The sequence below is a fragment of the Rhizobium sp. LjRoot254 genome (genome assembly GCF_964254105.1).
In the GTDB taxonomy this organism is placed as follows: Bacteria; Pseudomonadota; Alphaproteobacteria; order Rhizobiales; family Rhizobiaceae; genus Rhizobium_E.
Genome location: NZ_CAXUSM020000001.1, coordinates 4,606,161 through 4,628,992, shown reverse-complemented (window position 1 = coordinate 4,628,992; position 22,832 = coordinate 4,606,161). Strand labels below are relative to the sequence as shown.

21 protein-coding genes are annotated in these 22,832 nt (G+C 62.9%); 10 read left to right on the top strand and 11 right to left on the bottom strand.

The window, feature by feature from the left end:
• Positions 1-9 precede the first annotated feature (9 nt).
• From ACSQ26_RS22865 to ACSQ26_RS22835, 7 genes are all read right to left on the bottom strand, one after another.
• Entirely contained in the window at positions 10-1,176 is a 1,167-nt protein-coding gene (locus ACSQ26_RS22865) for a PLP-dependent transferase (RefSeq protein WP_436012967.1), read from the bottom strand.
• Positions 1,173-1,895, bottom strand: coding sequence for a FadR/GntR family transcriptional regulator (locus ACSQ26_RS22860; RefSeq protein WP_436012965.1), 723 nt, complete (start codon positions 1,893-1,895; stop codon positions 1,173-1,175). The genes ACSQ26_RS22865 and ACSQ26_RS22860 overlap by 4 nt, the downstream gene beginning before the upstream one ends.
• A gap of 172 nt (positions 1,896-2,067) precedes the next feature.
• Complete coding sequence (locus tag ACSQ26_RS22855; RefSeq protein ID WP_436012963.1) at positions 2,068-2,961, bottom strand: SIS domain-containing protein; 894 nt, start codon at positions 2,959-2,961, stop codon at positions 2,068-2,070.
• Between the two features lie 23 nt (positions 2,962-2,984).
• Entirely contained in the window at positions 2,985-3,839 is an 855-nt protein-coding gene (locus tag ACSQ26_RS22850) for an MBL fold metallo-hydrolase (RefSeq protein ID WP_436012961.1), read from the bottom strand.
• 4 nt (positions 3,840-3,843) lie between these two features.
• The gene (locus ACSQ26_RS22845) at positions 3,844-4,791 is read right to left on the bottom strand and encodes an NAD(P)-dependent oxidoreductase (protein ID WP_436012959.1); all 948 of its coding nucleotides are present in this window, start codon (positions 4,789-4,791) and stop codon (positions 3,844-3,846) included.
• Positions 4,792-4,794: 3 nt separating this feature from the next.
• On the bottom strand, positions 4,795-5,748 hold the full coding sequence (locus ACSQ26_RS22840) for a shikimate dehydrogenase family protein (RefSeq protein WP_436012957.1): 954 nt from the start codon (positions 5,746-5,748) through the stop codon (positions 4,795-4,797).
• Positions 5,749-5,769: 21 nt separating this feature from the next.
• Positions 5,770-6,396 (bottom strand): glucose-6-phosphate isomerase, encoded by a 627-nt coding sequence (locus ACSQ26_RS22835; RefSeq protein ID WP_436012955.1) that lies wholly within the window; start codon positions 6,394-6,396, stop codon positions 5,770-5,772.
• 259 nt (positions 6,397-6,655) lie between these two features.
• Between ACSQ26_RS22835 and ACSQ26_RS22830 the strand changes: the two genes are divergently transcribed.
• The 10 genes from ACSQ26_RS22830 to ACSQ26_RS22785 all read left to right on the top strand — a co-directional run bounded on the left by ACSQ26_RS22830 (position 6,656) and on the right by ACSQ26_RS22785 (position 18,100).
• Positions 6,656-7,624 (top strand): sugar ABC transporter substrate-binding protein, encoded by a 969-nt coding sequence (locus ACSQ26_RS22830; protein ID WP_436012953.1) that lies wholly within the window; start codon positions 6,656-6,658, stop codon positions 7,622-7,624.
• 92 nt (positions 7,625-7,716) lie between these two features.
• A complete protein-coding gene (locus tag ACSQ26_RS22825) occupies positions 7,717-9,228 on the top strand; it encodes a sugar ABC transporter ATP-binding protein (RefSeq protein WP_436012951.1) in 1,512 nt (503 codons plus the stop codon).
• Positions 9,225-10,220, top strand: coding sequence for an ABC transporter permease (locus ACSQ26_RS22820; protein ID WP_436012949.1), 996 nt, complete (start codon positions 9,225-9,227; stop codon positions 10,218-10,220). The genes ACSQ26_RS22825 and ACSQ26_RS22820 overlap by 4 nt, the downstream gene beginning before the upstream one ends.
• A 19-nt stretch (positions 10,221-10,239) precedes the next feature.
• On the top strand, positions 10,240-11,760 hold the full coding sequence (locus tag ACSQ26_RS22815) for a xylulokinase (protein WP_436012947.1): 1,521 nt from the start codon (positions 10,240-10,242) through the stop codon (positions 11,758-11,760).
• Positions 11,761-11,767: 7 nt separating this feature from the next.
• Positions 11,768-12,541 (top strand): SDR family NAD(P)-dependent oxidoreductase, encoded by a 774-nt coding sequence (locus ACSQ26_RS22810; protein ID WP_436012945.1) that lies wholly within the window; start codon positions 11,768-11,770, stop codon positions 12,539-12,541.
• A 15-nt stretch (positions 12,542-12,556) separates the two neighbouring features.
• The gene (locus ACSQ26_RS22805) at positions 12,557-13,315 is read left to right on the top strand and encodes an SDR family NAD(P)-dependent oxidoreductase (protein WP_436012943.1); all 759 of its coding nucleotides are present in this window, start codon (positions 12,557-12,559) and stop codon (positions 13,313-13,315) included.
• Positions 13,316-13,404: 89 nt separating this feature from the next.
• Entirely contained in the window at positions 13,405-14,523 is a 1,119-nt protein-coding gene (locus ACSQ26_RS22800) for a glycerol dehydrogenase (protein ID WP_436012941.1), read from the top strand.
• A gap of 30 nt (positions 14,524-14,553) precedes the next feature.
• On the top strand, positions 14,554-15,570 hold the full coding sequence (locus ACSQ26_RS22795) for a galactitol-1-phosphate 5-dehydrogenase (protein WP_436012939.1): 1,017 nt from the start codon (positions 14,554-14,556) through the stop codon (positions 15,568-15,570).
• A gap of 20 nt (positions 15,571-15,590) precedes the next feature.
• On the top strand, positions 15,591-17,102 hold the full coding sequence (locus tag ACSQ26_RS22790; protein ID WP_436012937.1) for an FGGY-family carbohydrate kinase: 1,512 nt from the start codon (positions 15,591-15,593) through the stop codon (positions 17,100-17,102).
• Between the two features lie 5 nt (positions 17,103-17,107).
• Positions 17,108-18,100, top strand: coding sequence for a sugar-binding transcriptional regulator (locus tag ACSQ26_RS22785; RefSeq protein WP_436012935.1), 993 nt, complete (start codon positions 17,108-17,110; stop codon positions 18,098-18,100).
• Here ACSQ26_RS22785 and ACSQ26_RS22780 read toward each other — a convergent pair.
• Genes ACSQ26_RS22780 through ACSQ26_RS22765 form a run of 4 tightly spaced genes read right to left on the bottom strand, consistent with a single transcriptional unit; the run spans position 18,095 to position 22,822 of the window.
• Complete coding sequence (locus ACSQ26_RS22780) at positions 18,095-19,582, bottom strand: HAL/PAL/TAL family ammonia-lyase (RefSeq protein ID WP_436012933.1); 1,488 nt, start codon at positions 19,580-19,582, stop codon at positions 18,095-18,097. The two genes, ACSQ26_RS22785 and ACSQ26_RS22780, sit on opposite strands and share 6 nt — an antisense overlap.
• Positions 19,579-20,580 carry an ornithine cyclodeaminase family protein gene (locus ACSQ26_RS22775; protein WP_436012931.1) on the bottom strand — a complete coding sequence of 334 codons (1,002 nt, stop codon included), beginning with the start codon at positions 20,578-20,580 and terminating at the stop codon, positions 19,579-19,581. Before ACSQ26_RS22775 ends, ACSQ26_RS22780 begins: the two co-directional genes overlap by 4 nt.
• Before the next feature lie 11 nt (positions 20,581-20,591).
• The gene (locus ACSQ26_RS22770) at positions 20,592-21,902 is read right to left on the bottom strand and encodes an LLM class flavin-dependent oxidoreductase (protein ID WP_436012929.1); all 1,311 of its coding nucleotides are present in this window, start codon (positions 21,900-21,902) and stop codon (positions 20,592-20,594) included.
• Positions 21,899-22,822, bottom strand: a complete 924-nt coding sequence (locus tag ACSQ26_RS22765; protein WP_436012927.1) for an LLM class flavin-dependent oxidoreductase — start codon at positions 22,820-22,822, stop codon at positions 21,899-21,901. The genes ACSQ26_RS22770 and ACSQ26_RS22765 overlap by 4 nt, the downstream gene beginning before the upstream one ends.
• Positions 22,823-22,832: the final 10 nt, after the last annotated feature.

Genomic DNA, 22,832 nt, shown 5'->3' with positions numbered 1-22,832 from the left:
TTCACTAAGTCAGGTCGCGGCAGCCATTGCCGCCTCGATATCGCTCCATAGCGCCTCTGTTCCCTCGAGGCCGACATGGAGGCGTACGGACCGCGCATTGATGCCAAAGGCATGCGCGGAATTCGGCTGTGCCTTCTGCTGAAGCACGACCTCGCCCGGTACGATCAGGCTTTCATGTCCGCCCCAGCTGACACCCAGCTTGAAGAGCGAGAGGTGATCGGCGAAGGCACGGATATCGACGCCTTCGCGGAAAATGAAAGAGAACAGGCCCGAAGTGCCGTTCAATCCCGGCGGCAGGCGATTGGCGAGGCCCGGATGGCAGACCTGCTCGACCAGCGCATGATCCTGCAGCCGCCGTGCGATCTCCATGCCGGAGGCTTCGTGTGCTTTCATGCGGATCGGCAGAGTCCGCAGGCCGCGAATGAGCAGCCACGCATCGAACGGCGACATCTTGGCGCCGAGATAGGGATAGGCCTCGGCCTTGATGCGGCCGATCAACTCCTTCGAGCCCGCGACGACGCCCGAAACGACGTCGCTGTGGCCGCCGAGATATTTCGAGGCCGAATGTAGCACCAGATCGACACCCAGCTTGATCGGCTGCTGGAAGATCGGGCTTGCCCAGCTGTTGTCGATCATGGTGATCAGGCCGTGCCGCTTGGCGAGTGCCGCAAGCGCGCCGACATCATGGGCTTCCATCACCCAGCTTGTCGGGCTTTCCATGTAAAACAGCTTGGCACCGGGCAGTGCCCTGGCAACTTCTTCCTCGTCGCGGCCATCGACATAGGTCACTTCGACCTTGAGCTTCTTGAGAATGGTGCCGAACAGGCGGAAGGCATCGGGATAGACGTGGCGGACCGCAACGATGCGATCACCCGGCTCGACGAAGCTCAGAACCGTGGATGAAATCGCTGCCATGCCACTGGCAAAGCCGAGTGCATCCTCCGCGCTTTCGAGCTTGGCCAGCATCTCCTCGAACATCCGGACGGTCGGGTTCAGGCCGCGCGTATAGATCGGCCGCACCTTCTCGCCGCGATAGGAGGAAATCATGTCGTCGTAATCGGAGAAGGTGAAGAGCGACGTCTGGAAGATCGGCGGTACCACGGCCTCCGCATAGTTGCCCTCGTCATGCGCGACGGTGAGCGAGGCAAATTCGAACGGATCCAGCCCGTCATTCATTTCGACATTTCCTTGATATCTTCCTCGACCACGTCGAGAATCTTGAGCGTCTCGCGCCGCGCGGCCTCGGTATCCTGGGCGGCGATCGCGTTGAACAGCGTGCGGTGAAACGGGAACGAGCGTCTTGCGAAATCCACCCGGTCGAAGGGATGGGTCCAGAATCGCTCGAACGCACCACGCATCTGTTCCAGCAATTGCGCGAACAGCGGATTGTGGGTGGCGTCGTAAATGGCGAGATGGAAGGCTAGATCTTCGGGGCCGGACGTGCCCTTGGCGATATGCACCCGCTCCATCTCGTTGAGCTTTTCCTCGATCATGACGAGGTCCTGTGCCGTGCGCCGGCGCGCGGCGACCATGCCGGCCTCGCATTCGATGCCGCGCCGCACTTCCAGTGTCTGGAGCAGCACATCGCGCAGATGCGTCGCATTGAGTGACAACGGCATGTGGATCGTGGCGAGCGAAACGGGCTTGAGCAGGTAGGTGCCGCTGCCCTTGCGGGTTTCCATGACGCCGAGCGCCTGGAAATGACGGATGACCTCGCGGATGGTCGAGCGGCCGACGGCGAGCGCCGACATCAGTTCGCGCTCGGCCGGCAACCGGTCGCCGGCCTTCAGGCTGGCGCTGTCGATATAGGTGGCGAGCGCGTCGATGACCTGCGCCGCCCTGTCGAGCGGCGGCAATGGCACGAATTGCGGCCTGCCGTTTACATCTGCCGTCATCCGGCGATTTCCCCTGTCGACGCCGCTTCTTCAATCGAGCGGCTTTAAATTGGTCTGACATCTTAGCATTTCTCACGAATCGATCCTTGTCAACCAACTCGGGGAAAGAGTCGGGTATCCGCTCGCAACCGGGATGCGATTTCAGCAGGATCGGGATATTAGCCGCGTAAGATCAGGTGGTCTTTGTCGGCCCATTGATGCGCTGGTTGCGCAGCAATTGCTTCATGTTCTCGAAGCGCTGGCCGTGTTCGGCATCGCGGCGCAGACCGACGGCCGAACAGAGGATATCGACGACGACGAGGGCTGCGATACGCGAGATCGTCGGCGTGTAAATGTCGGTATTATCGAGCGTCTCGACCAGGATCGCCACGTCGCAATGATCGAGCAGCGGCGAGCGCGATCCGGAAACCGCGATCACCTTGGCGCCGCCGGCTTGCGCTTCCTTCGCCACTTCGATCATCGCGATCGTGTGGCCGGTATTGGAGAAGATCACCGCGACATCGCCGGGCCGCATCATCGAAGCAGTCATCAGTTGCTGGTGCGTGTCGGCCTGCGCGCCGCAGGGCACGCCGAACAGCGGAAACTTCTGCTGCGCATCGAGCGCCACGATGCCCGAGGCGCCGAGGCCAAAGAATTCTATGCTGCGGGCCTCGCTGAGCAGCGCGATCGCTTCGCCCAGCGCCTTGGTATCGAGATGGCTGCGCGCCCAGTCGAGGCTGGTCATCGTATAGCCGAAGATCTTCTCGACCAGTTCGGCCGTGCTGTCATCCTTCGAAAGCACCGAATGCGTCGCGGTCGTGCCGAGCGCCAGGCTGTGGGCGAGCCGGAGCTTGAATTCCTGGTAGCCGCTGCAGCCGATCGCCACGCAGAAACGGATCACCGTCGGCTCGCTGACATCGGAAAGTGCTGCCGCTTCCGCCAGCGCGGCGTTCAGGATACGACTCGGATCCTCGAGCACGCGGTTGGCAACCTTGCGCTCGGACTTGCGGAGATCAGGCAGCGCCTGCCGCACGATTTCGAGGATGTTCTGCCCGGTGCCGCGGCTGGATATCTCTTCAAATGCCATGTGAGATTTCCTGCCACCGTGGGCTACGCATCGTCAAGACGAAACTCGATGCCGTATCGGGCGCGATGAAGCGTGACGGGTGCTTGCTCCGCCGCGTTGTCGATCTCATCGGGCGTAATCGTGTTGAATGCGAACATCCCGTAGTGATGGGCGATCATCGCGCCGATGCCGCAGCGATCGCAAAGCGCAATCGCCTCGGCAAGCGTCATGTTTCCTGCGAAACCGGATGTTCTCAGTATCTCCGAGCGGCCATTCACCGGCAGCAATGCCAGATCGGGCGCAAAGGCCTTGATCTCCTTGTCCTGCCCATCGAATGAGATCGTATCGCCCGAGTGGAAGATTCTCACATTGCCGAAGCCCAGCCCGTAGCCGAGGAAGCGGTGTCTTCCATTGTCGTCCCGTTCCACGGTTTCGTGCGCGGCGCGCATGACATGGAGTTCGAGATTTCCGATCCTCTTGCGGTCGCCCGCATCGACCTCGATCAACCGGCCGGCATCGACACCGATCCGCTGCTGGGCAAGCTCGTGCGAGGCGGCGGGCACTACGAAATTCAGTCTGGGCAGACGGCTCGCCAGCAAATTCAGCGTCTCGCCATCCATATGATCGGTGTGATGATGCGTGCAGAAAACAAGATCGACCGGCCCGAGCTGATCCGCTGTCAGCGGTGCAGAGGCCATCCTCTGATGCGAAAAAGCAGTATCGCGATATTTGACGGCGAGCGAATCCGAGAGATAGGGATCGATGACGATACGTCGGCCATGTGCATCAATCACGAAGCCCGCCTGTCCGAGCCAGTGGAGCGACACACCATCGCCCGGACCCTTAGCTAGCTTGCCCGCCAACCGTTCGTCAAAGGGGATCGTCCGCAACGTCACCATGGCATCACGCCGTTAGCGCGTGTTGTTTCAGGCCGAGCGATTCCATCAGGTTGAAGACCGCCATCTCGGTCGCGCGGTTGACGCTCTCCTCGGTATAGCCGCCGATATGCGAACTCGCGATCACGTCAGGTCGCGAGGCAAGGCCGGGAAAGAGGGGCGGCTCAGGATCGAACACATCGACGCAATAGGTTTGCAATTGCTTGGCATCGAGCGCCTCGATCAGCGCCGCCTCATCCACCAGCGAGGCACGGGCGGTGTTGACCAGGATAAGGCCCGGCTTCACCGTCGCGAGCATATCGCGATCGACTAGCGCGCCGTCCCGGTTCGGCGGGCAATGCAGCGTCAGGATATCCGCCTCGCGGAAAATCTCCGCGTGCGTCGCCCAGCGGAAGCGCGCCGGATCGATGCCGAGATCGGGACGGGCGGGATCGAAGGCCATGACATGGGCGCCCATCGCCGCCGCCAGCCGCGCAACCGTCCCGCCGACCGCGCCGCAACCGATAATGCCGATCGTGCGGCCGAAGAACTCGATGCCGCGCCTGCGCGGCCAGCCGCCGGTCTTGAGGCCCTGGTCGGTGTAGGGCAGATGGCGCATGGCCGAGAAGATCATGGCGATGGCGAGTTCCGCCACGCCCCGCGCATTGGCGCCATCGGCGGTACGAACCGCGATGCCGCGCGATTTCAACTCGCTGAGCGGCAGGTTGTCGAGGCCGGTGCCGTTGCGGCTGACGACGCGAAGCCGGGACGCCGCAGCGATGACCTTTGGTGATACAGGCTCCACCCCGGCCAGCCAGCCCGTGATATCGGGCACCAGCCTCAGCAATTCCGCTTCGTCCGGCAATTTCCCCGGCGTCGCATAGACGATCTCGACGCCATGGCGGGCCATCTCCTCGACCGCCGGATGCGGCGCCTCGGTCAGCGAGCGCGGCGTGACGAGCACTTTGTGACCCATGGTTCAGCCTTTCGTCACGTCGAGCGCGATCTTCGAGATCGCGTCGAATCCCGGTCCGCTCGGCGGAATGTCGATATGGAAGACTTCAGCTATCACCTGCGTCCAGCCGTGAATGAAATAGACCCAGCCATCCTCGATCTGGAGATTTCTGGCCTTCTCCTGTGCGCGCGCCTGATCGAGAAAGATCAGTTCGCCGCGATAGTTGAGATCCCAGACGACACCGTTTTCGGGAAACACGACAGCATCCGTCAACGGCGAGCCAGGTGCGTCCTTGCCGAGGCCGGTGGCATTGATCACCACCGACCTCGCCTTCAACCCGGCCACGATCGCGTCGTTATCGGCAGCTTGTGGCGCCAGCACATAGTCGACCGGCACGGTCCTGCCCATCGCATCATGAATGCGCTTGATCTCGTCGATACGGTGCTGGCTACGATTGGAGACGACGATGCGCGACGGCCGGTCGCCTGCGCGACGCTTATGCATCATGTGCCATGTCAGCGCGATGGTCGAACCACCCGCGCCGATCGAGAAAAGCTCGGCGCCGATGCGCTCAAAATAGCCATCGGGAAGGAAGGCATCCATGGCAAGGCCCGACGAAATCGGGTCCTTGGCGTGGCAAACCAGCTTGCCGTCGCGCTTGGAAATGCAGCTCGTCTCGTCCATCAGCCGCGCATGCGGATCGATCTCGTCGAACATGTCCCTGCAGGCGTTGAACAGGTCGATCTTGTGGGTGGTCACCAGCGCACCGAGCGACATCGGATCGTCGCGGATGAAGGCGACGGCCTTGCGATAGGCCTCGGGCTCGGCATGCAAGGGGAAATCGATGCCCTTGATGTCAGCATCTTTCAACCCGAGATGATTGGCCCAGGCTGGAAACACCTTCATGATCGAGCTTTTGCCGGTCGTCACGCCGATGAAATAGAGCGTCGGCCGGGTCGCCTTGATATAATCGGTCATCGTGGTTCTCCCCCGTCCCGATCAATCGAGCTTGGTCATGATGCTGTCAACCAGCGCCTGCGGCCGGGGCGTATAGGCCTTGTTGCCGATCGCCTTCCAGCCGCCCTTGCCATCATCGACGATGCGGCTCTTCATGCCGCCGGCCTTGGCGATGATGTCGTAATCCTGGCCGGAATCGGCGGGATAGGCGAAGGTCATGACCAGCGGTTCATGGCCGACATTGACCGAGCGGTGGATCCAGAACGGCGGCACGTAGCACATCGTCTTCGGGCCGATCTCGACCGTGCGGATATCGCCCGCCGGGCTTTCGAGCAGCATGACGCCGAGCCCGCTTTCGCCGTAATACATTTCCGGCCGGTTCGGTCGCGCATGGATATGCCCGCGCGTCATGTAATATTCGTCGCCCACCTTGCCGGGCTCCATGCGGGTGACGCCGATGATGATGTCGCCCGCGTTTGCCGACGGCTTGTAGTCGGTGACTTCATAGGCGACCGCATCGCCGCGCTCGGCGAGAACGGCGGCGAATGCCTCGGCGTCCTCGTAGAGCCCATCGAGATCTCGATATGTTTTTACATAGCGATTGGTGGCGCCTTTCAGCTGTCCGGCTGCGATGTCGACATATCCGATGCCCGGCTCGAACAAAGCCATTGCTATTCTCCTGCAATTCGTTATCGGTAGTTATACTACATATTTGAGATTGATACGCAAGCGACCGAACGCACTAATCTGATCCGATTCGCCTGCTGCAGCGCAAAACGACTGCATTGCAACGCAATATGCGTCACTATTGTGCAAGCAAATCAAAAATGGGAGAAAATAATCGCTTGACGGCATTCCAGAAATGTATTTTAACTACAAAAAGGAGGCCGCATTGCTTCCACGTCATGGAAATCGGAGGAGAAACCCCATGAAAATTACCCTATCAGGATGCGTGCTGGCTGCCGTCATGAGTGTCGGTACGTTCGGTGCCGCACAGGCTGCCGATTGCAAGGTCGGCATTGCGATGTACACGCTCGGCGCTCCCTATTTCGCCGCTCAGGTTGCTGCCGCCGAAGACCAGGCCAAGAAAGCCGGTTGCGAAGTCACCAGCGCCGATGGCCAGAACGACATGGCCAAGCAGATCGCCGACGTCGAAGACATGGTCGCCAAGGGCGTCAACCTCTTGATCCTCAATCCGCGTGATCCGGAAGGCCTCGTGGCCGCTGCCGATGCCGCCTCCGCCGCCGGGGTCAAGGTCGTGGTGATGGATTCCTCGATCAACACGAAAGCCAACGTCGTCACCCAGGTCCGTTCGTCGAACGACCAGAACGGCTACCTTGTCGGCCAGTGGCTTGCCAAGACGATGCAGGGCAAGCCGATGAAGATTATTCTTCTCTCCGGCGACAAGGGCAATGAAGTCGGCCGCGATCGTCGCCTCGGCGTCTTCAAGGGCCTCGTCGAAGGCCAGTTGGTCAATGAAGGCAAGGTCAGCTTCGAAGTCGTCGGCCAGGGTTGGGGCGGTTGGGCCCATGAAGGCGGCCTCGCTGCCATGGAAGACCTGCTGACCGCGCATCCCGACGCCAACGTTGTGCTCGGTGAGAACGACTCCATGGTGCTCGGCGCGATGAAGGCGCTCGAAGCCCAGGGCAAGACCGACGTGCTGGCGCTCGCCGCCGCTGACGGCCAGAAGGAAGCGTACGCCCTGATCAAGGAAGGCAAGTACGGCGCGACCGGCCTCAACGATCCGGATCTCGTGGCCCGTACGGCCGTCGATATCGGCCTCAAGGCCGTGAAAGGCGAACTGCCGGACAACTTCCCGAAGCTCAACCTGACGACGCCTGACGTTATCACGAAGGACAATGTCGGCAAGTATTACCGCGCCGACGCTGTCTTTTGATACTTTCCTCCCGAGACGGCTGTTAAAGTCGTGAAGATGAGACGGCGGGGCCAACCTCCGTCGTCTCATTGCCTTCTGTCCGGAGAGTCGCAGTGACCGAACTCGTCAAACTCAAGTCCATCTCCAAGTCGTTTGGCGGCATCCATGCCCTGAAATCGGTGGATTTCGATGTCCGACCGGGCGAGGTCCATGCCCTGCTCGGCGAGAACGGTGCCGGAAAATCGACCCTGATGCGGGTCCTCGGCGGTGAGATGGCGCCTAGCCATGGCGAAGTCGTCATCGATGGCAAGCCGGTCGTCTTCCGCGATCCCCGGGATGCCCGGGCCCTCGGCATCGTCGTCATCCATCAGGAGCTGGCGCTGGCGCCCGACCTGACCGTGGCGGAGAATATCTTCCTGGGCGAACTGCCCGGCGTCATTTCCCATGCCAGCTTGCGCAAGCGGGCCAAGGAACTCATCGATCGGCTCGGCTTCAAGATCGATCCCGGCCGCATCGCCGGCACGCTCGCCGTCGCCCACCAGCAGGTGGTCGAGATCGCCAAGGCGCTGTCGCAGGATATCAAGATCATCGTCTTCGACGAGCCGACCGCCGTGCTCGCCGCGCAGGATGCGATGAAACTGCATGAGATCATTCGCAGTTTGCGGGATCGGGGCGTGGGCATCGTCTATATCTCGCACCGCCTCGACGAAGTCTTCGACATTGCCGACCGCATGACCGTGATGAAGGACGGGCAGACCGTCGGCACGGTTGCCACCGGCGACGTCAAGATCGACGACATCATCCGCATGATGGTCGGCCGGCCGATCGCGGCCATGTTCCCCGAACGCGGCAAGCGCGTCATCGGCGCGGAAATGCTCAAGGTCGAACACCTCAATGCCGGGCGCATGGTGCGCGATGTCAGCTTTTCCGTCCGATCGGGCGAGATCGTCGGTCTCGGCGGCCTGATCGGCTCGGGCCGTACGGAAGTCGCGCGCGTCATCTTCGGCGCCGATCCGCTGGAAAGCGGCACGATCACGCTCAGGGGCAAGGTGCTCAAGCCGAGATCGCCGAAGGACGCGGTCGAGGCCGGCATCGGCCTCGTCCCCGAGGATCGCAAGCAGCAGGGCGTCATCCTCGACAAGCCGATCCGCGTCAATGCCACCATGGCCAGGATGTCGTCGGTGGTGAACGCTTTCGGCTTCCTCAAGCGGGCCAAGGAACGCGCCGATGTCACCGCACTCGGCAAGAGCCTCAGGCTGAAAGCGTCGAGCGTCGATGCGCCGGTCTCCAGCCTCTCCGGCGGCAACCAGCAGAAGGTCGTGCTGGCCAAGTGGTTCCATGCCGATGGCGATGTCATCATTCTCGATGAGCCGACGCGCGGCGTCGATGTCGGCGCGAAGAGCGAGATCTACGCACTGGTCAACAAGCTCGCCGAGGATGGCAAAGCCGTGCTCGTGATCTCGTCGGAACACCAGGAACTGTTCGGTCTCTGCGACCGCGTGCTCGCCATGGGACAGGGCCAGATCCGGGGCGAACTGACGCCCGAGACATACAGCGAAGAAAACCTGCTGGGCCTGTCCATGACCGGCGGCGCACTAACAGCAAATCAGGGTAGCCAGGCATGACAAGCACGACAGACACCGCCAAGCAGCCGGAAGAAAAGATCAAGGTGGATTATCGTTCGATCATCCAGCGCTTCGGCACACTCGCAATCTTCCTGGTCCTGGTCGTGGTCGCGACCATGTGGTCGGAAAACTTCCTCAGCCGCGGCAATATCCTCAACGTGCTGCGCCAGGTCGCATCGAGCGCCGGCATCATGGCGGTCGGCATGCTGTTCGTCATCCTGACGCGTGGCATCGATCTCTCCGTCGGCTCGGTCATGGCGCTGGGCTCGGTGCTGACCGGATATTTCTGCGCTATTTCAGGCTACGGACCTGTGCCGACCATTCTGATGGTGCTTGCCTGTGGTGCGCTTTGCGGCCTGGTGACCGGAGGCTTCATCGCCTATCTGCGCCTGCCGTCCTTTGTCATGTCGCTGGCGATGATGGCGATCGCGCGTGGTCTGTCGTTGATCATCTCCGAGGGCCGGCCGATACCGCTCGATGAAGCGGGCGCTGCCTTCAGCCGCTTCGGCTCCGGCTTCCTGTTCGGCATCCCGCAGCCGGTGCTGCTGATGTTTGCCGTCTTCATCGTTGCGGGAGTGGTGCTCAATTTCACCCGCTTCGGCCGTATCATCACCGCGATCGGCTCGAATGAGGAAGCGGTGCGCCTCTCAGGTATCGCCGTGCCGCGCTATATCCTCGCCGTCTATATGATCTCCGGCGTGCTGGCCGCCGTCGCCGGCATAATTTCATCGAGCCGTACCGGTGTCGGCTCGGCACAGGTCGGCGTCGGTGCCGAACTCAATGTCATTGCTGCCGTCGTCATCGGTGGCGCGAGCCTCATGGGCGGCAAGGGCGGGGTGATCAACACATTGCTCGGCGCGCTGGTCATGGGCATCATTGCCAATATCATGAATCTCGCCGGCGTGCCGGGCTATCACCAGCAGGTTTACATGGGCGCCATCATCGTCGTTGCCATGCTGCTGCAATACTCGACCGGCTCGTTGAAGCGCTGAGGCCGGAGACGTAGATCCCATGACCTCCGCCCTCACGCTAGCCATCGATGTCGGCACGGGAAGCGTTCGCGCGGCGCTGGTCGATGGTGCGGGCAGGATCGTCACCATCGCCGCGCGCGAGCACGACCAGATCGTTCCGCGCTTCGGTTGGGCCGAACAGCGCCCGGCGGATTGGTGGACGGGCGTGGTGGCAACCATCCGCACCGTGCTGGCCGAAGTGCCTGATGCGAAGAGCCGCATTTCCGTCATCGTCGCCTGCGGTCAGATGCATGGAACCGTGCTGGTCGATGCCGATGGCCGCCTGACACGCGATACCGTGCCGCTGTGGAACGACAAGCGCACGATCGATCTCGTCCGCGATTTTGAACGGGACAATGCGCCCGTAACCTACCTCGCTGAAAGCGGCAATCCGCCGACGCCGGCCTGGCCCGGCTTCAAGCTCGCCTGGCTGCGCGATCACGATCCGGAGGCCTATGCGAGGGCCGCCCATGTCATCATGCCGAAGGATTACATCAATCTCCGGCTGACCGGCGAGATCGCGATGGACGAGGGCGATGCCTCCTGCTCCTTCCTGATGAATCCCGGCACGCGAGCCTGGTCGCCTGAAATGGTCAAGCGCCTCGGCCTTGATCCATCGAAACTTCTGTCGATCCGCAATCCGCTCGAAATCCTCGGGATCATCACCGAAGCTGCGGCAACCGAGACCGGGCTCGCCAGCGGCACGCCGGTGCTGGTGGGCGGCGCGGATTATCCCGTCGCGCTTCTCGGCTCCGGCACATCGCGGCCCGGCCTTGTCTCCGACGTCACCGGCACATCCTGCATCCTGACCCTGATCGCCCGCGCACCGCTGCTCGACCCCGACATCTCCAACGTCGCGACGGTCGAGGGCAATTGGGGTCCATTCGTCCTACTCGAAACCGGCGGTGATGCCATGCGCTGGGCACGCCGCGCGCTGCATGAAGGCAAGGAAAGCTACGACCAGCTTGTCGCCCGCGCCGATGATGCACCCGTGGGTTCCGATGGCCTGTTCTTCCTGCCCTTCCTGACCGGCGAACGGCTCGGCGCCCATCGCAATGCCCGCGCCCAGTTCTTCGGCCTCGGCGCGGCCCACGGCCTGAGCCACCTCAATCGCGCCATTCTCGAAGGCGTGGCCTTTGCCGGCGCCCGGCACTTGAAGATCATGGAGAACGCCACCGGCGAGAGGATCGAACGCGTCATCGCATCCGGCGGCGGCGCCAAGACCGAACTCTGGCTCCGCATCAAGGCCAGCATCTACGGCGTGCCGATCGTGGTGCCCGAGGAGCAGGAATGCGGCATCCTCGGCTGCGCGGCGATGGGTGCGGTTGCAACAGGCGCGATGTCGTCGCTCGATGACGCGATCTCGGCCTATGTCCGCTATGCCGACGAAATCCGGCCCGATCCGGCCTGGCAGGAACGCTACGGCATGATGCAGCCGATTTTCGACAAGCTCTATTTCAACAGCCAGTCGCTCTACGACGATCTCGACGCGCTGGCCGATAAACAATTGCAGGACGGGTGAGGAAAGAATGTATCTCGAATTGTTCAGCCTCAAGGGCAAGACGGCCGTCGTCACGGGTGCCGCGCGCGGCATCGGCTTCGCCACGGCCGATGCGCTCAGCGAAGCCGGCGCCAGGGTCATCATTACAGACATGAACGGCGAGGCGGCGGCGAAAGCAGCCGAAGAACTCCGCGCCAAGGGCCGCTCGGTCGATAGCGAAACGCTCGATGTCGCCGATCCGCGCGCCGTCGAGCGCGTGCATGCGGCGATCGTCGCCAAGCACGGTCGTGTCGATATCCTGATCAACAACGCCGGCATCGCCATTTCCAATCGTCCCGCCGAGACCATGGACGACCCGACTTGGCTCAAGGTCATCGACGTCAACCTCAACGGCCTGTTCTGGTGCTGTCGCACATTCGGCAAGGCGATGCTGGAACAGGGCGGCGGCAATATCGTCAATGTCGGCTCGATGTCGGCCGAGATCGTCAACCGGCCGCAGGAACAGGCGCAATACAATGCCTCCAAGGCCGGCGTGCATCACCTGACGCGCTCGCTCGCCGCCGAATGGGCGACGCGCAATGTCCGCGTCAATGCGGTGGCCCCGACCTATATCGAGACCGAACTGACCCGCTACGTCTATGACGACCCTGAAATGATGAAGCACTGGGTCGGCAATACGCCGATGAACCGGATGGGCCAGCCGCCGGAAGTCGCCGCGGTCATCCTGTTCCTCGCGTCCGACGCGTCGAGCCTGATGACCGGCTCCATCGTGACCGCCGACGGCGGCTACACAGTCTGGTAATGTGAGGAGGATTTGATGAAAGAAATATTGGATACATTCCGCAAGGATCTTTATGCCGGCCAGAAGGTGCTGGTCTCGGGCGCCACCAGCGGCATCGGCCTGGCAATTGCCCAGGGCTTTGCCGGCATGGGCGCGGAGGTCATCGCCACCGGCACATCACAGGCGAAGCTGGACAAGATCAAGAATGATCCGTCTCTCTCCGGCATCCGCTTCGAGCAACTCGATGTGCGTGACCGCGCTGCTATCGACAAGTTCGTGCCGGCGCTCGGCTCGCTCGCCGTGCTGGTCAATGCCGCCGGCATCGTCAAGCCGGATGAGGAGTTCAATGAGGACGCCTATCTCGAAGTGATCGACGTCAACATGAACAGCGCCATGCGGCTGGCCATGGCAGCGCATCCGCTGCTCAAGCAATCCAGGGGCGCGATCATCAACACGGCCTCGATGCTCTCCTATCTCGCCGACGACAGGGTGCCGGCCTATTGCGCCAGCAAGACCGGTATTGTCGGCCTGACGCGGGCTTTGGCGCACAAATTCGGCCCGGATGGCATCCGCGTCAACGCCATCGCGCCCGGCTATCACAAGACCGCAATGACCCAGGACCTGTGGTCGGTGCCGGAATATGCCGGCAAGATCGAACATCGCACGGCCCTCAAGCGCTGGGGCACGGTCGATGACCTCGTCGGAACCTGCCTGTTCCTGGCGTCTCCAGCCGCCCTCTATGTCACCGGCACCACGCTGCCCGTCGATGGCGGCTATGTGAACGGCGGCTGGTAAGCGCGAAACTGCGGCGGCACGGGCGAACTGCGCCCACCCGCCTACAAATGTGAAGTTCATACACGATGGTGCATAAAGGAGTGATCTCCATGGCTAGTGAAAACGCCGGTGGCCGGTCGTTCGGCGGACCGAACAAATACATCCAGCGCGCTGGCGAACTGACGCGGCTCGGCGAACACGTCTCCGGGCTTGGTGATAAGGCATTCCTGCTCGCCGATCCGTTCGTGCTCGATCAGTATGGCTCGACCCTGAAGGAAAGCATGGAGAAGGCGGGCATCGCCTACCAGCTCGAACGCTTCAATGGCGAATGCTCCCAAGGCGAAATCGATCGTGTCACCGCACTGGTGAAATCCTCGGGCGCCAGTGTCGTCGTCGGCATCGGCGGCGGCAAGACAGCCGACACCGCCAAGATGGCGGCCGTCGCAACCGGGGGCCGGATCGTCATCGTCCCGACCATCGCCTCCACCGATGCGCCCTGCAGCGCGATCGCCGTCCGTTACAGCGATGACGGCGTCTATCAGGAGGCGCATTTCCTCGGCCGCAATCCCGATATCGTTGTGGTCGATAGCGCAGTGATCGTCCGCGCGCCGGTGCGCTTTCTCGTGGCCGGCATCGGCGACGCGCTCTCGACCTGGTTCGAGGCCCGGTCCAACCTCGATTCCAATTCGAACAATCTGGTGCGACCCAACATGCTGCCGCCGGCCGCCGGCATTGCCATCGCGCGTGCCTGCCACGACGTGCTGATGCGCGATGCGCTGGCCGCCAAGCTCGCGGCTGAAAAGGGCGCGCTGATATCCGCCGTAGAAAATATCATCGAGGCCAACACGCTTCTCTCCGGCCTCGGCTTCGAAAATTGCGGCGTCTCTGCCGCCCATGGCATCCACGATGGCCTCACGGTGCTCGATGAGACCCATGGCTTCTTCCATGGCGAAAAGGTCGCGTTCGGTGTGCTCTGCCTGCTGATGCTCGAAGGCCGGCCGCTCGCCGAAATCAGCGAGATGACAGCCTTCTGCCGGGCGCTCGGGCTTCCCACCCGGCTTGCCGATCTCAACCTCGGCTCCGCCAGCCGGGCCGATATCGAGCGGGTTGCTGAAGCAGCCCTCGCCGAGGGTTCGCCGACTTGGAAGGTGGCGGTGCCCCTCTCCGTAGCCATCGTCCGCGACGCGATCATCGCCACCGACGCCTTCACCAGCAGCTTCAAGAGCTGAAGAATTTTCTTGCAAGACAGGACCACTCCCATGCGCGCAGCCGTCATGTATTCACCCGGCGACATCCGCCTCGAAGATATCCCGAAGCCCGAACTCAAGCCCGGCCACGTCATGCTCAGGGTCGCTGCCGTCGGCGTCTGCGGGTCCGATATTCCCCGCATGCTGATCAAGGGCGCCCACAAGATGCCAATCGTCTGCGGCCATGAATTCTCCGGCCACATCACCGAGATCGGCGAGGGCGTCGACGGCTTCTCGGTCGGCGAACTGATGGGCGTGCCGCCCATGCTGCCCTGCTACAAATGCGACCAGTGCATGACCGGCAATTTCTCCCGCTGCCGGGATTACGACTATTTCGGCTCGCGCCGGGATGGCGCCTATACAGAATTCGTCGCGGTCCCCGTCAGCAACCTGCTCCGCGCGCCTAAAGGTATGGACCCCCGCGCCACGGCGATGATCGACCCGGCCTCGATCGCGCTGCATGCCATCTGGAAAGCGCCGCCGACCGCCGGCCAGCGCGGCGCGGTCATCGGCTGCGGCCCGATCGGCCTCTTCGCCATCCAGTGGATGAAGCTTATGGGCTGCACGGAAGTCATCGCGATCGATATCTCCGAGGAAAAGCTCGCCCAGGCAAGGGAAGCCGGTGCTGACCAGACCTTCCTTGTCACCGATCAGATTCCGGCCGATCTCAAATGCGATATCATCGTCGAGGCGGCCGGGCACAATTCCTCTATCAATGTTGCCGCCAAGCTTGCAGCACCCGGCGGCCACGTCGTCTTCATTGGCATTCCGGTTGGCGATATCACGCTGGCGAACAAGACCTTCCAGCATTTCCTGCGCCAGGAAGTCTCGCTGCACGGCGCCTGGAACTCGTTCGGCGCGCCCTATCCCGGCAAGCAATGGACGGTGACGCTTGACAGCCTCGCGAGCGGCAGGCTCAAGTGGGAGTTCATGATCACCCATGAGCTTGGCTTGGAGGCGCTGCCGGGAATGTTCGAGAAAATCAAAGATAAGAGCGAATTCTTCTCGAAGATCATGTTCCGGCCGTAAGCCAAGGGAGTCGCATTCGCATGGCCAAACTCCTCGGTCTGGATTTCGGCACCGGCGGCATCCGGGTCGGCGTGTTCGATCTCGAAACGCGCCGAATGCTGGGTGAACGCGAGGAGCAGTACCAGACCGTCTATCCACGCCCCGGCTGGGCCGAGCAATCGCCGCTCGACTGGTGGGACGCGCTGGGTCGGGCCTGCCGCGCGTTGATGCGTGAACTCGGTTCGCCGGAGATCGCAGGCATCTGCGCCGCCACGACCGCATCGACCGTGGTAGCGTGCAAGCGCGACGGCGCGCCTTTGCGCCCCGCGCTGCTCTGGATGGATTGCCGCGCCGCAGACGAAGCCGAACGCAGCAGCCGGTCGAAGAACCCTGTCATGGATTATGTCGGCGGCGCCAATGCTTCGGAATGGCTCATCTCCAAGGCCATGTGGCTGGCCGGTCACGAGCCCGAGGTCTATGCGGACGCGGACATCATCTGCGAATGCCTCGACTATATCAATTTTATGCTGGCCGGCCGCTGGGTCGGCTCGCGCATGAATGCCACCTGTAAATGGAACTACGATTCCATCCGAAAGCGGTTTCCCTCGGAACTCTATGCCGAATTCGGCGTCGAGGGACTTGAGGCAAAGCTGCCGCCCGATATCTTCGCTGTTGGCGCGCCGGTCGAGACGATCAGCGCCATCGCCGCCGAACATCTCGGCCTCGCCAATCGCCCCGTCCTGTCGCAAGGCGGTGTCGACGCCCATATCGGCATGGTGGCGGCCGGAACCATGAAGCCCGGCGAGATGCTGATGATCGGCGGCACCTCCATCGTCCAGCTCTTCCAGCTTGACAGCCAACGGCCGATGGATGGATTCTGGGGCCCATATCCGCATGCGTTGGTCGATGATCACTGGCTGGTCGAAGCCGGCCAGGTCTCGGCCGGGTCGGTGCTGACCTGGTTCGAGAAGAACCTGTTCGAGCTCGACGCGGCAGGCAGTGCTGCGCTTCGGGAGAAAGCGGCCGCCATTCCCGTCGGCGGCACCGGCCTCGTCACGCTCGATTATTTCATGGGCAACCGCACGCCCTATCGCGAGCCGCTGCTGCGCGGCGCCGTCATCGGCCTTTCGCTCGGGCATGACAGGGCGAGCCTCTATCGCTCGGCGATCGAAAGCGTGGCGCTGGCTTCGGCCAATGTGCTGAAGCGCGTACGCGAACTGGAAGTCCCGGTCGAACGCATCGTCTCATCGGGCGGTTATGCCAAGAACCGGCTCTGGCTGCAGGCGACGGTCGATGCCATCGGCATGCCGGTTGAGCTGCCTCGCGAAGCCAATCTCACGATCATAGGCGCGGCGGCCGCAGCGGCAACCGGCGCCGGCCTCGTGCCCGATCTCTTCGCCGCGGCCGATGCCGTGCGGCAGGAAACGACCGTCATCGCGCCCGATCTCGCGGCGCATGAAATCTACAAGCAATTGCTCGGCGAATATCTTGAGGCTACAGAACTGCTCATGCCGCAATCGCGGCGGCTGGCGGCAAGCCAGCTCAGGGGGTAATTCGAATGAAACCCGACCGCATCGAGCGCGATATCCAGTTCCGCAACCTCTCCGCCGAGCAGCGCGAGCAACTGATGATCCAGGTCGCCAAGCGCTACTACCATCTCGACATGACGATGAGCGATCTTTCGACCGAGCTTGGCCTGACTCGCTGGCAGGCCAGCCGGCTGCTGACGGAAGCCAAGGAGACCGGCCTCGTCCGCATCGAGATCGTGCCCCACACGCCGCGCATGCCCGGTCTCGAAAGCCGGCTCGAACGCGCCTTCGGGCTGAAGGAAGCGGTCATCGTTCCCTCGAACTCGGATCAGGATGAAGGCCTTGTGCTCGATGCCGTCGCGCGCGGCGCGGGCCAATATCTCGCGGGCCTCGGCAAGATCCCGGCGATCGGCATTTCCTGGGGCCGGACCATGACCGCTGTCGCGCGCCGCCTGCCGCCCTATTGGAACGAGGGCGTCGAGGTCGTGCTCCTGAATGGCTCGATGAACGTCCGCTCGACCGGCCCGCAGACCAACAATGTCGCGGAACTCTTCGCCAGCGCCGGCCGGGGATCGGCAACGCTTTTGCCCGTGCCGGCCATCTTCGGTCACCCCGCCACCAAGGCCGCGCTCGAACAGGACCCGACCATATCGGCCGTGCTGGATTTTGCCGCAAGCGTGCCGGTCATCTGTTTCGGTATCGGCGCGATGGTGCCGGATTCGGTGCTGATCCAGTCCGGTTATGTGTCGCTGGAGGAGCACGAGCAACTCAGGTTGAAGGGTGCGGTGGGCGATATCCTCAGCCGCTATATCGATGCCGAAGGGCAGATCGTCGATCCGGAACTCGACGCCCGCACCATCGGCATCAGCCTTGAATCCTGCCGCACCCGGAGCCTGTCGATCGGTGTCGCGGCGGGGCTGGCAAAGCGAGATGCGATTCTCTCATGCCTGCGCGCTGGATATGTGAATGTCCTTATCACCGACGAGGTGACGGCACTCGCGCTGCTCGAACCGGCATCATGAACTGACCTCTGTCTCGAAGGGCAGCGCCTCGAAAATCACCATTGCATCTTCGCCCAACGCGCGGTCTTCACCGAGAACGGGCACGAGGCTGCGTATCAACCCATGTGTCTTCGCCGTCCCTTGTCCGCAGCGATGGCCGGGCCGCAGGTCGATCCCCTGAGAGGCCGCCAGCATCTCGCAGGCGATCAGCTGTCGCCAGAGATCGAGCATCTCGGCGCATTTCCGCACCGTGAGCGCCGATTGCGTCGCATGATCCTCGACACCCTCGGATACTGACACGAAGTCGAGCATGACGGGATTGGCCTTGTGGCGGATCTGCGCCATCAGCGCCGTCACCACCTTCTGCATCGGCACGAAGCCGGCCGAAGCGCCGCCGACCGGGGAGAGATAGCGCGGCAGGCCATTGCGCCCTGCGCCGGTGAGCTGGATGAAGCGCGCCGCACTCGCGGCCGCCGCTTGCGCTATCGCAAGGCTCAATGTCTCAAATGCGAGCGACAGCGCCGGCGTGTGGAAATTGCCGGTCGACAGCACGCGCTCCTCGTCAAGGATGACAAGCGGATTGTCGGCCGCCGAATTCAACTCGATCTCGACGATGCCGATGGCCCGTTCGAGCGCATCGGCCAGCGCCGCATGAATGGGCGCCACGCAGCGCAGGCTGAGCGGATCCTGGATCGCGACAGCGCTCTCGAACAGCGAAGAGCCCTGGAGTTGGTCGAGGAGGGCCGCCGCCTCGGTGCCCTGATGTGGTGCCGGTCGCGCCGCCTGGATCGCGGGTGTCAGGATCAGCGGATTGCCACCCAGTGCCTCGAAGCTCAGCGCTGCTGCTTGCCGCTGGGCGGCGAACAGGTCTCTTGCGTCATGAAGCGCCAACGCGCCTTCGCCGACGGACACGGCGGATGCGTTGATCAGCGAGATGCCGTCCTTCGGCTTCAGGCTGGCGGGGGCAAGCCCTGCTCGCTTCAGCGCATCGCTGGCGTCGAGAATCTGCCGCTCGAACTCAGCGCGGCCTTCGCCGATCAGGCAGCGCGCCATGGCCGACAGCATGACGAGATCGCCCGCGCCGATCGAGCCCATCGACGGCATTTGCGGATGGACATGGGCGTTGAGCATCGCGGCAAGCGCCCCGTATGTCTCCGGCGAGATGCCCGAGCCGCCGACGGAAAGCATGGCAAGTCGCGTGGCGATGACCGCCCGCGTCACATCCCTCGGCAGAACCGGCCCCACCGCCACGCCTCGACCCCGGACCAGGTGGCGCTGGAACGCCGCATGATCGCTTTCGACTGATGTTTTCAGGTTGGCGCCAAGGCCGGTATTCATGCCGTAGATCGGCTGTCCGGACGCCGCAGCGGCCTCAAGGATAACTCGCGCCTTCCGCAACCGGTCGAAGACTTCAGGCGCCGTCTCGACCACGGCATCGCCGCGCGCGATATTGACGAGATCCCCGACCGTCACGCCGCTGCCATTGAGCCGCACGGTGCTCATGCGAAGCGCAGCCTCTGGCCGATATTGGCGCTTCTCGCCTTTTCCAGGAGCGCATAACCGAGCGCGATATCGCTGAGCGACAGGCCGCGATGCCAGAACAGGATCGTCTCGTTGTCGCTCTGGCGGCCGGGTTTGAGACCAGCCACGATCTGCCCAAGCTCCGCATGCAGCGTCTGTTCCGAAAGTTTGCCGGCCTCGACATGGGCGCGCAGCGAGCCGAACTTGCCGCCCTTGCACTGGCCCCAGTCGTCCACCACCAATTTGCTCATGATGTCGGTCAGCGAGAGTTCGACAGCGCTCATCGTGCCGTATGGCACGACGAAAGCGCCGGGCTTGATCCATTCAGTCTTCAGCATCGGCGTCGGCTCGTCGAGGCGGGAGGCCTCGACGACGATATCGGCTCCCTCGACGCAATCGCGCCAGTTATCGACGACGGCGATCTTCTTGCCGAGATCGGCTGCAAGCTTGGCGCCGAAGGCATCCCGGCTTTCCGGCCGCCGCGAATGAACGCGGATCTCGTCGAAATCGAAGAGGTGGTCGAGCAGCCGCACATTCCAATAGGCCGTGCCGCGCGCGCCGATATGGCCGAGCACCTTGGAGGATTTCTTCGCCAGGTATTTCGCGCCGAGCGCGGTGATCGCGCCGGTCCGCATGTCGGTGATCACCGTCGCGTCGAGGATCGCCTTCGGCACGCCGGTGCGCGGATCGAACAGATTGAGCACCCCGAATTCCGAGGGATAGCCGTGCTTGTAGTTATCGACGAAATCGCCGACGATCTTGACGCCCGCGAGATTGAGCGGCGCCACATAGCCGCGCAGCACATTGAAATGGCCGTGGAAATCCGGGTTTGGTTCGAGATGCACGCGCGGCTCGATCACCGTCTCGCCCTTGCCCTGCGCACCGAGCGACGTCTCGATCGCGGCGAGGATTTCCGCGTCTGATATGGCGAGCGCCTCGATGTCGAAGGCGTTGAGATAATCGATATAGATCGGGTTCATGCGAGTCTTTCCTATCGCTTGGCCGGCGCGCCCACGCCGAGATTTTCGCGCAGCGTGCGGCCTTCATACTCGGTCCGGAACAGTCCACGCCGCTGGAGTTCAGGGATCACCATGGTCACGTAATCCTCGAGCTCGGACGGAAAGAGCGGCGCCATCACATTGAAACCATCCGCTGCGCCGGCGAGGAACCGCTCCTCCATCGCATCGGCGATCTGGGTCGGCGTGCCGAACACCTGCCAGTGTCCACGGGCACCGGCGAAATTGCGGGCGAGATCGCGGATCGACAGGTTTTCACGTTTTCCCAGATCGACGATCAATTGCTGGCGGCTCTGCATCGCCTGCGTCTGAGGGATGTCCGGCAGCGGCCCGTCGATCGGATAGGCGGAGAGATCGCCGATGCTGAGATAGCTCGCAAGCAGCGCCACGCCCACCGCATCCGGGATGAGTTCCTGCAGCGCCTGGTATTTCGCCCGCGCCTCGCTTTCGGTCGCCGCGACAATCGGTGAAATGCCGGGCAAAATCTTGATGTCGTCCGGCTGCCGCCCATGCCTGGCGAGCCGCTGCTTTACATCAGCGTAATAGGCCTGTGCCTCACCGATCGTCTGGGATGCGGCGAAGACGACATCGGCCGTCCGCGCCGCCAGCTCCTTGCCGACATCGGATGCGCCGGCCTGCACCATGATCGGTCGGCCCTGCGGCGAACGCGGGCTTTCGAGAATACCGTCCACGGTGAAATGCTTGCCCTTGTGCCGAACGGGGTGAAGCTTCGATGGATCGGCGAATTGCCCACCGGCCAGATACGCCCCATCCTCCACGCTGTCCCACAGCGCCAGCGCCGCATCGGCAAATTCCTCCGCCCGCTCGTAGCGTTCGGAATGCGGCCTCAGCCCGCTGCTGGCAAAATTCTCGGCTTCGAGTTCGCTCGCCGATGTCACCAGGTTCCACCCGGCCCGGCCGCCGCTCAGCTGATCGATCGAGGCGAAGGTGCGCGCCAAACCATAGGGCTCGTTATAGGTCGTCGATGCCGTGGCGACGAGGCCGATATGCGATGTGTTGACGGCCAGTGCCGCCAGCAGGCTGAGGGGCTCGAACATGGTCGAACGCGCCGCCTGGCTCGCCATGTCAGGGTTGCGCTCGCGAATCGCAGCCGCATCCTCGACGAACATCATGTCGAACTTGCCGCGCTCGGCAATGCGCGCGAGTTCGATGAAATGCTCGATGCTGGTGCCGGCCGGCGCATAGGCATCCGGATGCCGCCAGGACGAAATGTGATGCCCGCCCGCCATCAGGAAGGCGCCAAGCCTCATCTTGCGATCGCTCATGATGCGCGCTCCAGGATCGAGGGATGGGGCGTACGGGAGAGGCCGAGGCGCTCTCGGAGTGTGCCGCCCGTTGGTGTCCGGAGCAGGCCGCGCTTCTTCAGCTCAGGCAGTATGGTCTCAATGAATGCACCCAAGTCGGCGGCTATGGATGGCATGAGCACAAAGCCATCGATCCCGCGTTCCGCTTCTCGTTCGAAAATATCTGCAACGTCGGCCACCCCGCCGGTGAAGCCGGTGACGCTCTTGATAACGCGCACCTCGGCACGCTCACGCGCCACCTGGGCGATCGGCGCGCCATCAAGCACGAAAATCACATCCGCCAGATGCGCAACCGGCGAATTGCTGATCGCCGCCAACACCGGCTTGCCCTGTGGCGAGCGATTGACGTTCAGCGGCCCGCGAACCGAGAAGTTCGCGCCCTTGTGGTTCAGCACATGCATCTTCTCGGGCACAAAGAACCGTCCCGCCGCCTTGTCGTAGATAAAGCCATCCTCCTCCCAGCTATCCCAGAGCGCGCCGACCAGTTCGACATATTCCCGGTCGCGCGCCTCGTGTGTTCCTGCAACGATCGCCCAGCCGGCGCGGCCGTGGCTGATCCAGTCGAGCGAGGCGAAGCGGCGCGCCAGATTGTAGGGCTCGTGCTGGTGCGTCGCGGCGGTGGCGATCAGGCCGATGCTCCTGGTCTTCGTGGCGAGCGCAGAGGCCAGCATCGTCGGCTCGAACGGCGTCGCGAGCGGCGAAAGCGTATCGACCGGCCGCTCGCCCATACTATCGCCAAGCCAGACGAAATCGAAGCCAGCTTCTTCCGCCAGCGCTACCTGTTTCAGCAAGGCGTCGAAGCCAAGTGCCTCGCGGCTCGCACCCTGCCATGCCACAGGGTCATGCCCGAAGGGCGTCAGGGAAAGACAGAGATGGATCATCGGAAAACCT

What these genes read in the sequence shown, in the direction of transcription:
- ACSQ26_RS22845 (WP_436012959.1), bottom strand. Translation starts at nt 4,791, where the DNA reads ATGGGTCACAAAGTGCTCGTCACGCCGCGCTCGCTGACCGAGGCGCCG.
- ACSQ26_RS22770 (WP_436012929.1), bottom strand. Translation starts at nt 21,902, where the DNA reads ATGAGCGATCGCAAGATGAGGCTTGGCGCCTTCCTGATGGCGGGCGGG.
- ACSQ26_RS22785 (WP_436012935.1), top strand. Translation starts at nt 17,108, where the DNA reads ATGAAACCCGACCGCATCGAGCGCGATATCCAGTTCCGCAACCTCTCC.
- ACSQ26_RS22835 (WP_436012955.1), bottom strand. Translation starts at nt 6,396, where the DNA reads ATGGCTTTGTTCGAGCCGGGCATCGGATATGTCGACATCGCAGCCGGA.
- ACSQ26_RS22780 (WP_436012933.1), bottom strand. Translation starts at nt 19,582, where the DNA reads ATGAGCACCGTGCGGCTCAATGGCAGCGGCGTGACGGTCGGGGATCTC.
- ACSQ26_RS22765 (WP_436012927.1), bottom strand. Translation starts at nt 22,822, where the DNA reads ATGATCCATCTCTGTCTTTCCCTGACGCCCTTCGGGCATGACCCTGTG.
- ACSQ26_RS22790 (WP_436012937.1), top strand. Translation starts at nt 15,591, where the DNA reads ATGGCCAAACTCCTCGGTCTGGATTTCGGCACCGGCGGCATCCGGGTC.
- ACSQ26_RS22810 (WP_436012945.1), top strand. Translation starts at nt 11,768, where the DNA reads ATGTATCTCGAATTGTTCAGCCTCAAGGGCAAGACGGCCGTCGTCACG.
- ACSQ26_RS22775 (WP_436012931.1), bottom strand. Translation starts at nt 20,580, where the DNA reads ATGAACCCGATCTATATCGATTATCTCAACGCCTTCGACATCGAGGCG.
- ACSQ26_RS22855 (WP_436012963.1), bottom strand. Translation starts at nt 2,961, where the DNA reads ATGGCATTTGAAGAGATATCCAGCCGCGGCACCGGGCAGAACATCCTC.
- ACSQ26_RS22840 (WP_436012957.1), bottom strand. Translation starts at nt 5,748, where the DNA reads ATGACCGATTATATCAAGGCGACCCGGCCGACGCTCTATTTCATCGGC.
- ACSQ26_RS22820 (WP_436012949.1), top strand. Translation starts at nt 9,225, where the DNA reads ATGACAAGCACGACAGACACCGCCAAGCAGCCGGAAGAAAAGATCAAG.
- ACSQ26_RS22850 (WP_436012961.1), bottom strand. Translation starts at nt 3,839, where the DNA reads ATGGTGACGTTGCGGACGATCCCCTTTGACGAACGGTTGGCGGGCAAG.
- ACSQ26_RS22830 (WP_436012953.1), top strand. Translation starts at nt 6,656, where the DNA reads ATGAAAATTACCCTATCAGGATGCGTGCTGGCTGCCGTCATGAGTGTC.
- ACSQ26_RS22800 (WP_436012941.1), top strand. Translation starts at nt 13,405, where the DNA reads ATGGCTAGTGAAAACGCCGGTGGCCGGTCGTTCGGCGGACCGAACAAA.
- ACSQ26_RS22860 (WP_436012965.1), bottom strand. Translation starts at nt 1,895, where the DNA reads ATGACGGCAGATGTAAACGGCAGGCCGCAATTCGTGCCATTGCCGCCG.
- ACSQ26_RS22805 (WP_436012943.1), top strand. Translation starts at nt 12,557, where the DNA reads ATGAAAGAAATATTGGATACATTCCGCAAGGATCTTTATGCCGGCCAG.
- ACSQ26_RS22795 (WP_436012939.1), top strand. Translation starts at nt 14,554, where the DNA reads ATGCGCGCAGCCGTCATGTATTCACCCGGCGACATCCGCCTCGAAGAT.
- ACSQ26_RS22815 (WP_436012947.1), top strand. Translation starts at nt 10,240, where the DNA reads ATGACCTCCGCCCTCACGCTAGCCATCGATGTCGGCACGGGAAGCGTT.
- ACSQ26_RS22865 (WP_436012967.1), bottom strand. Translation starts at nt 1,176, where the DNA reads ATGAATGACGGGCTGGATCCGTTCGAATTTGCCTCGCTCACCGTCGCG.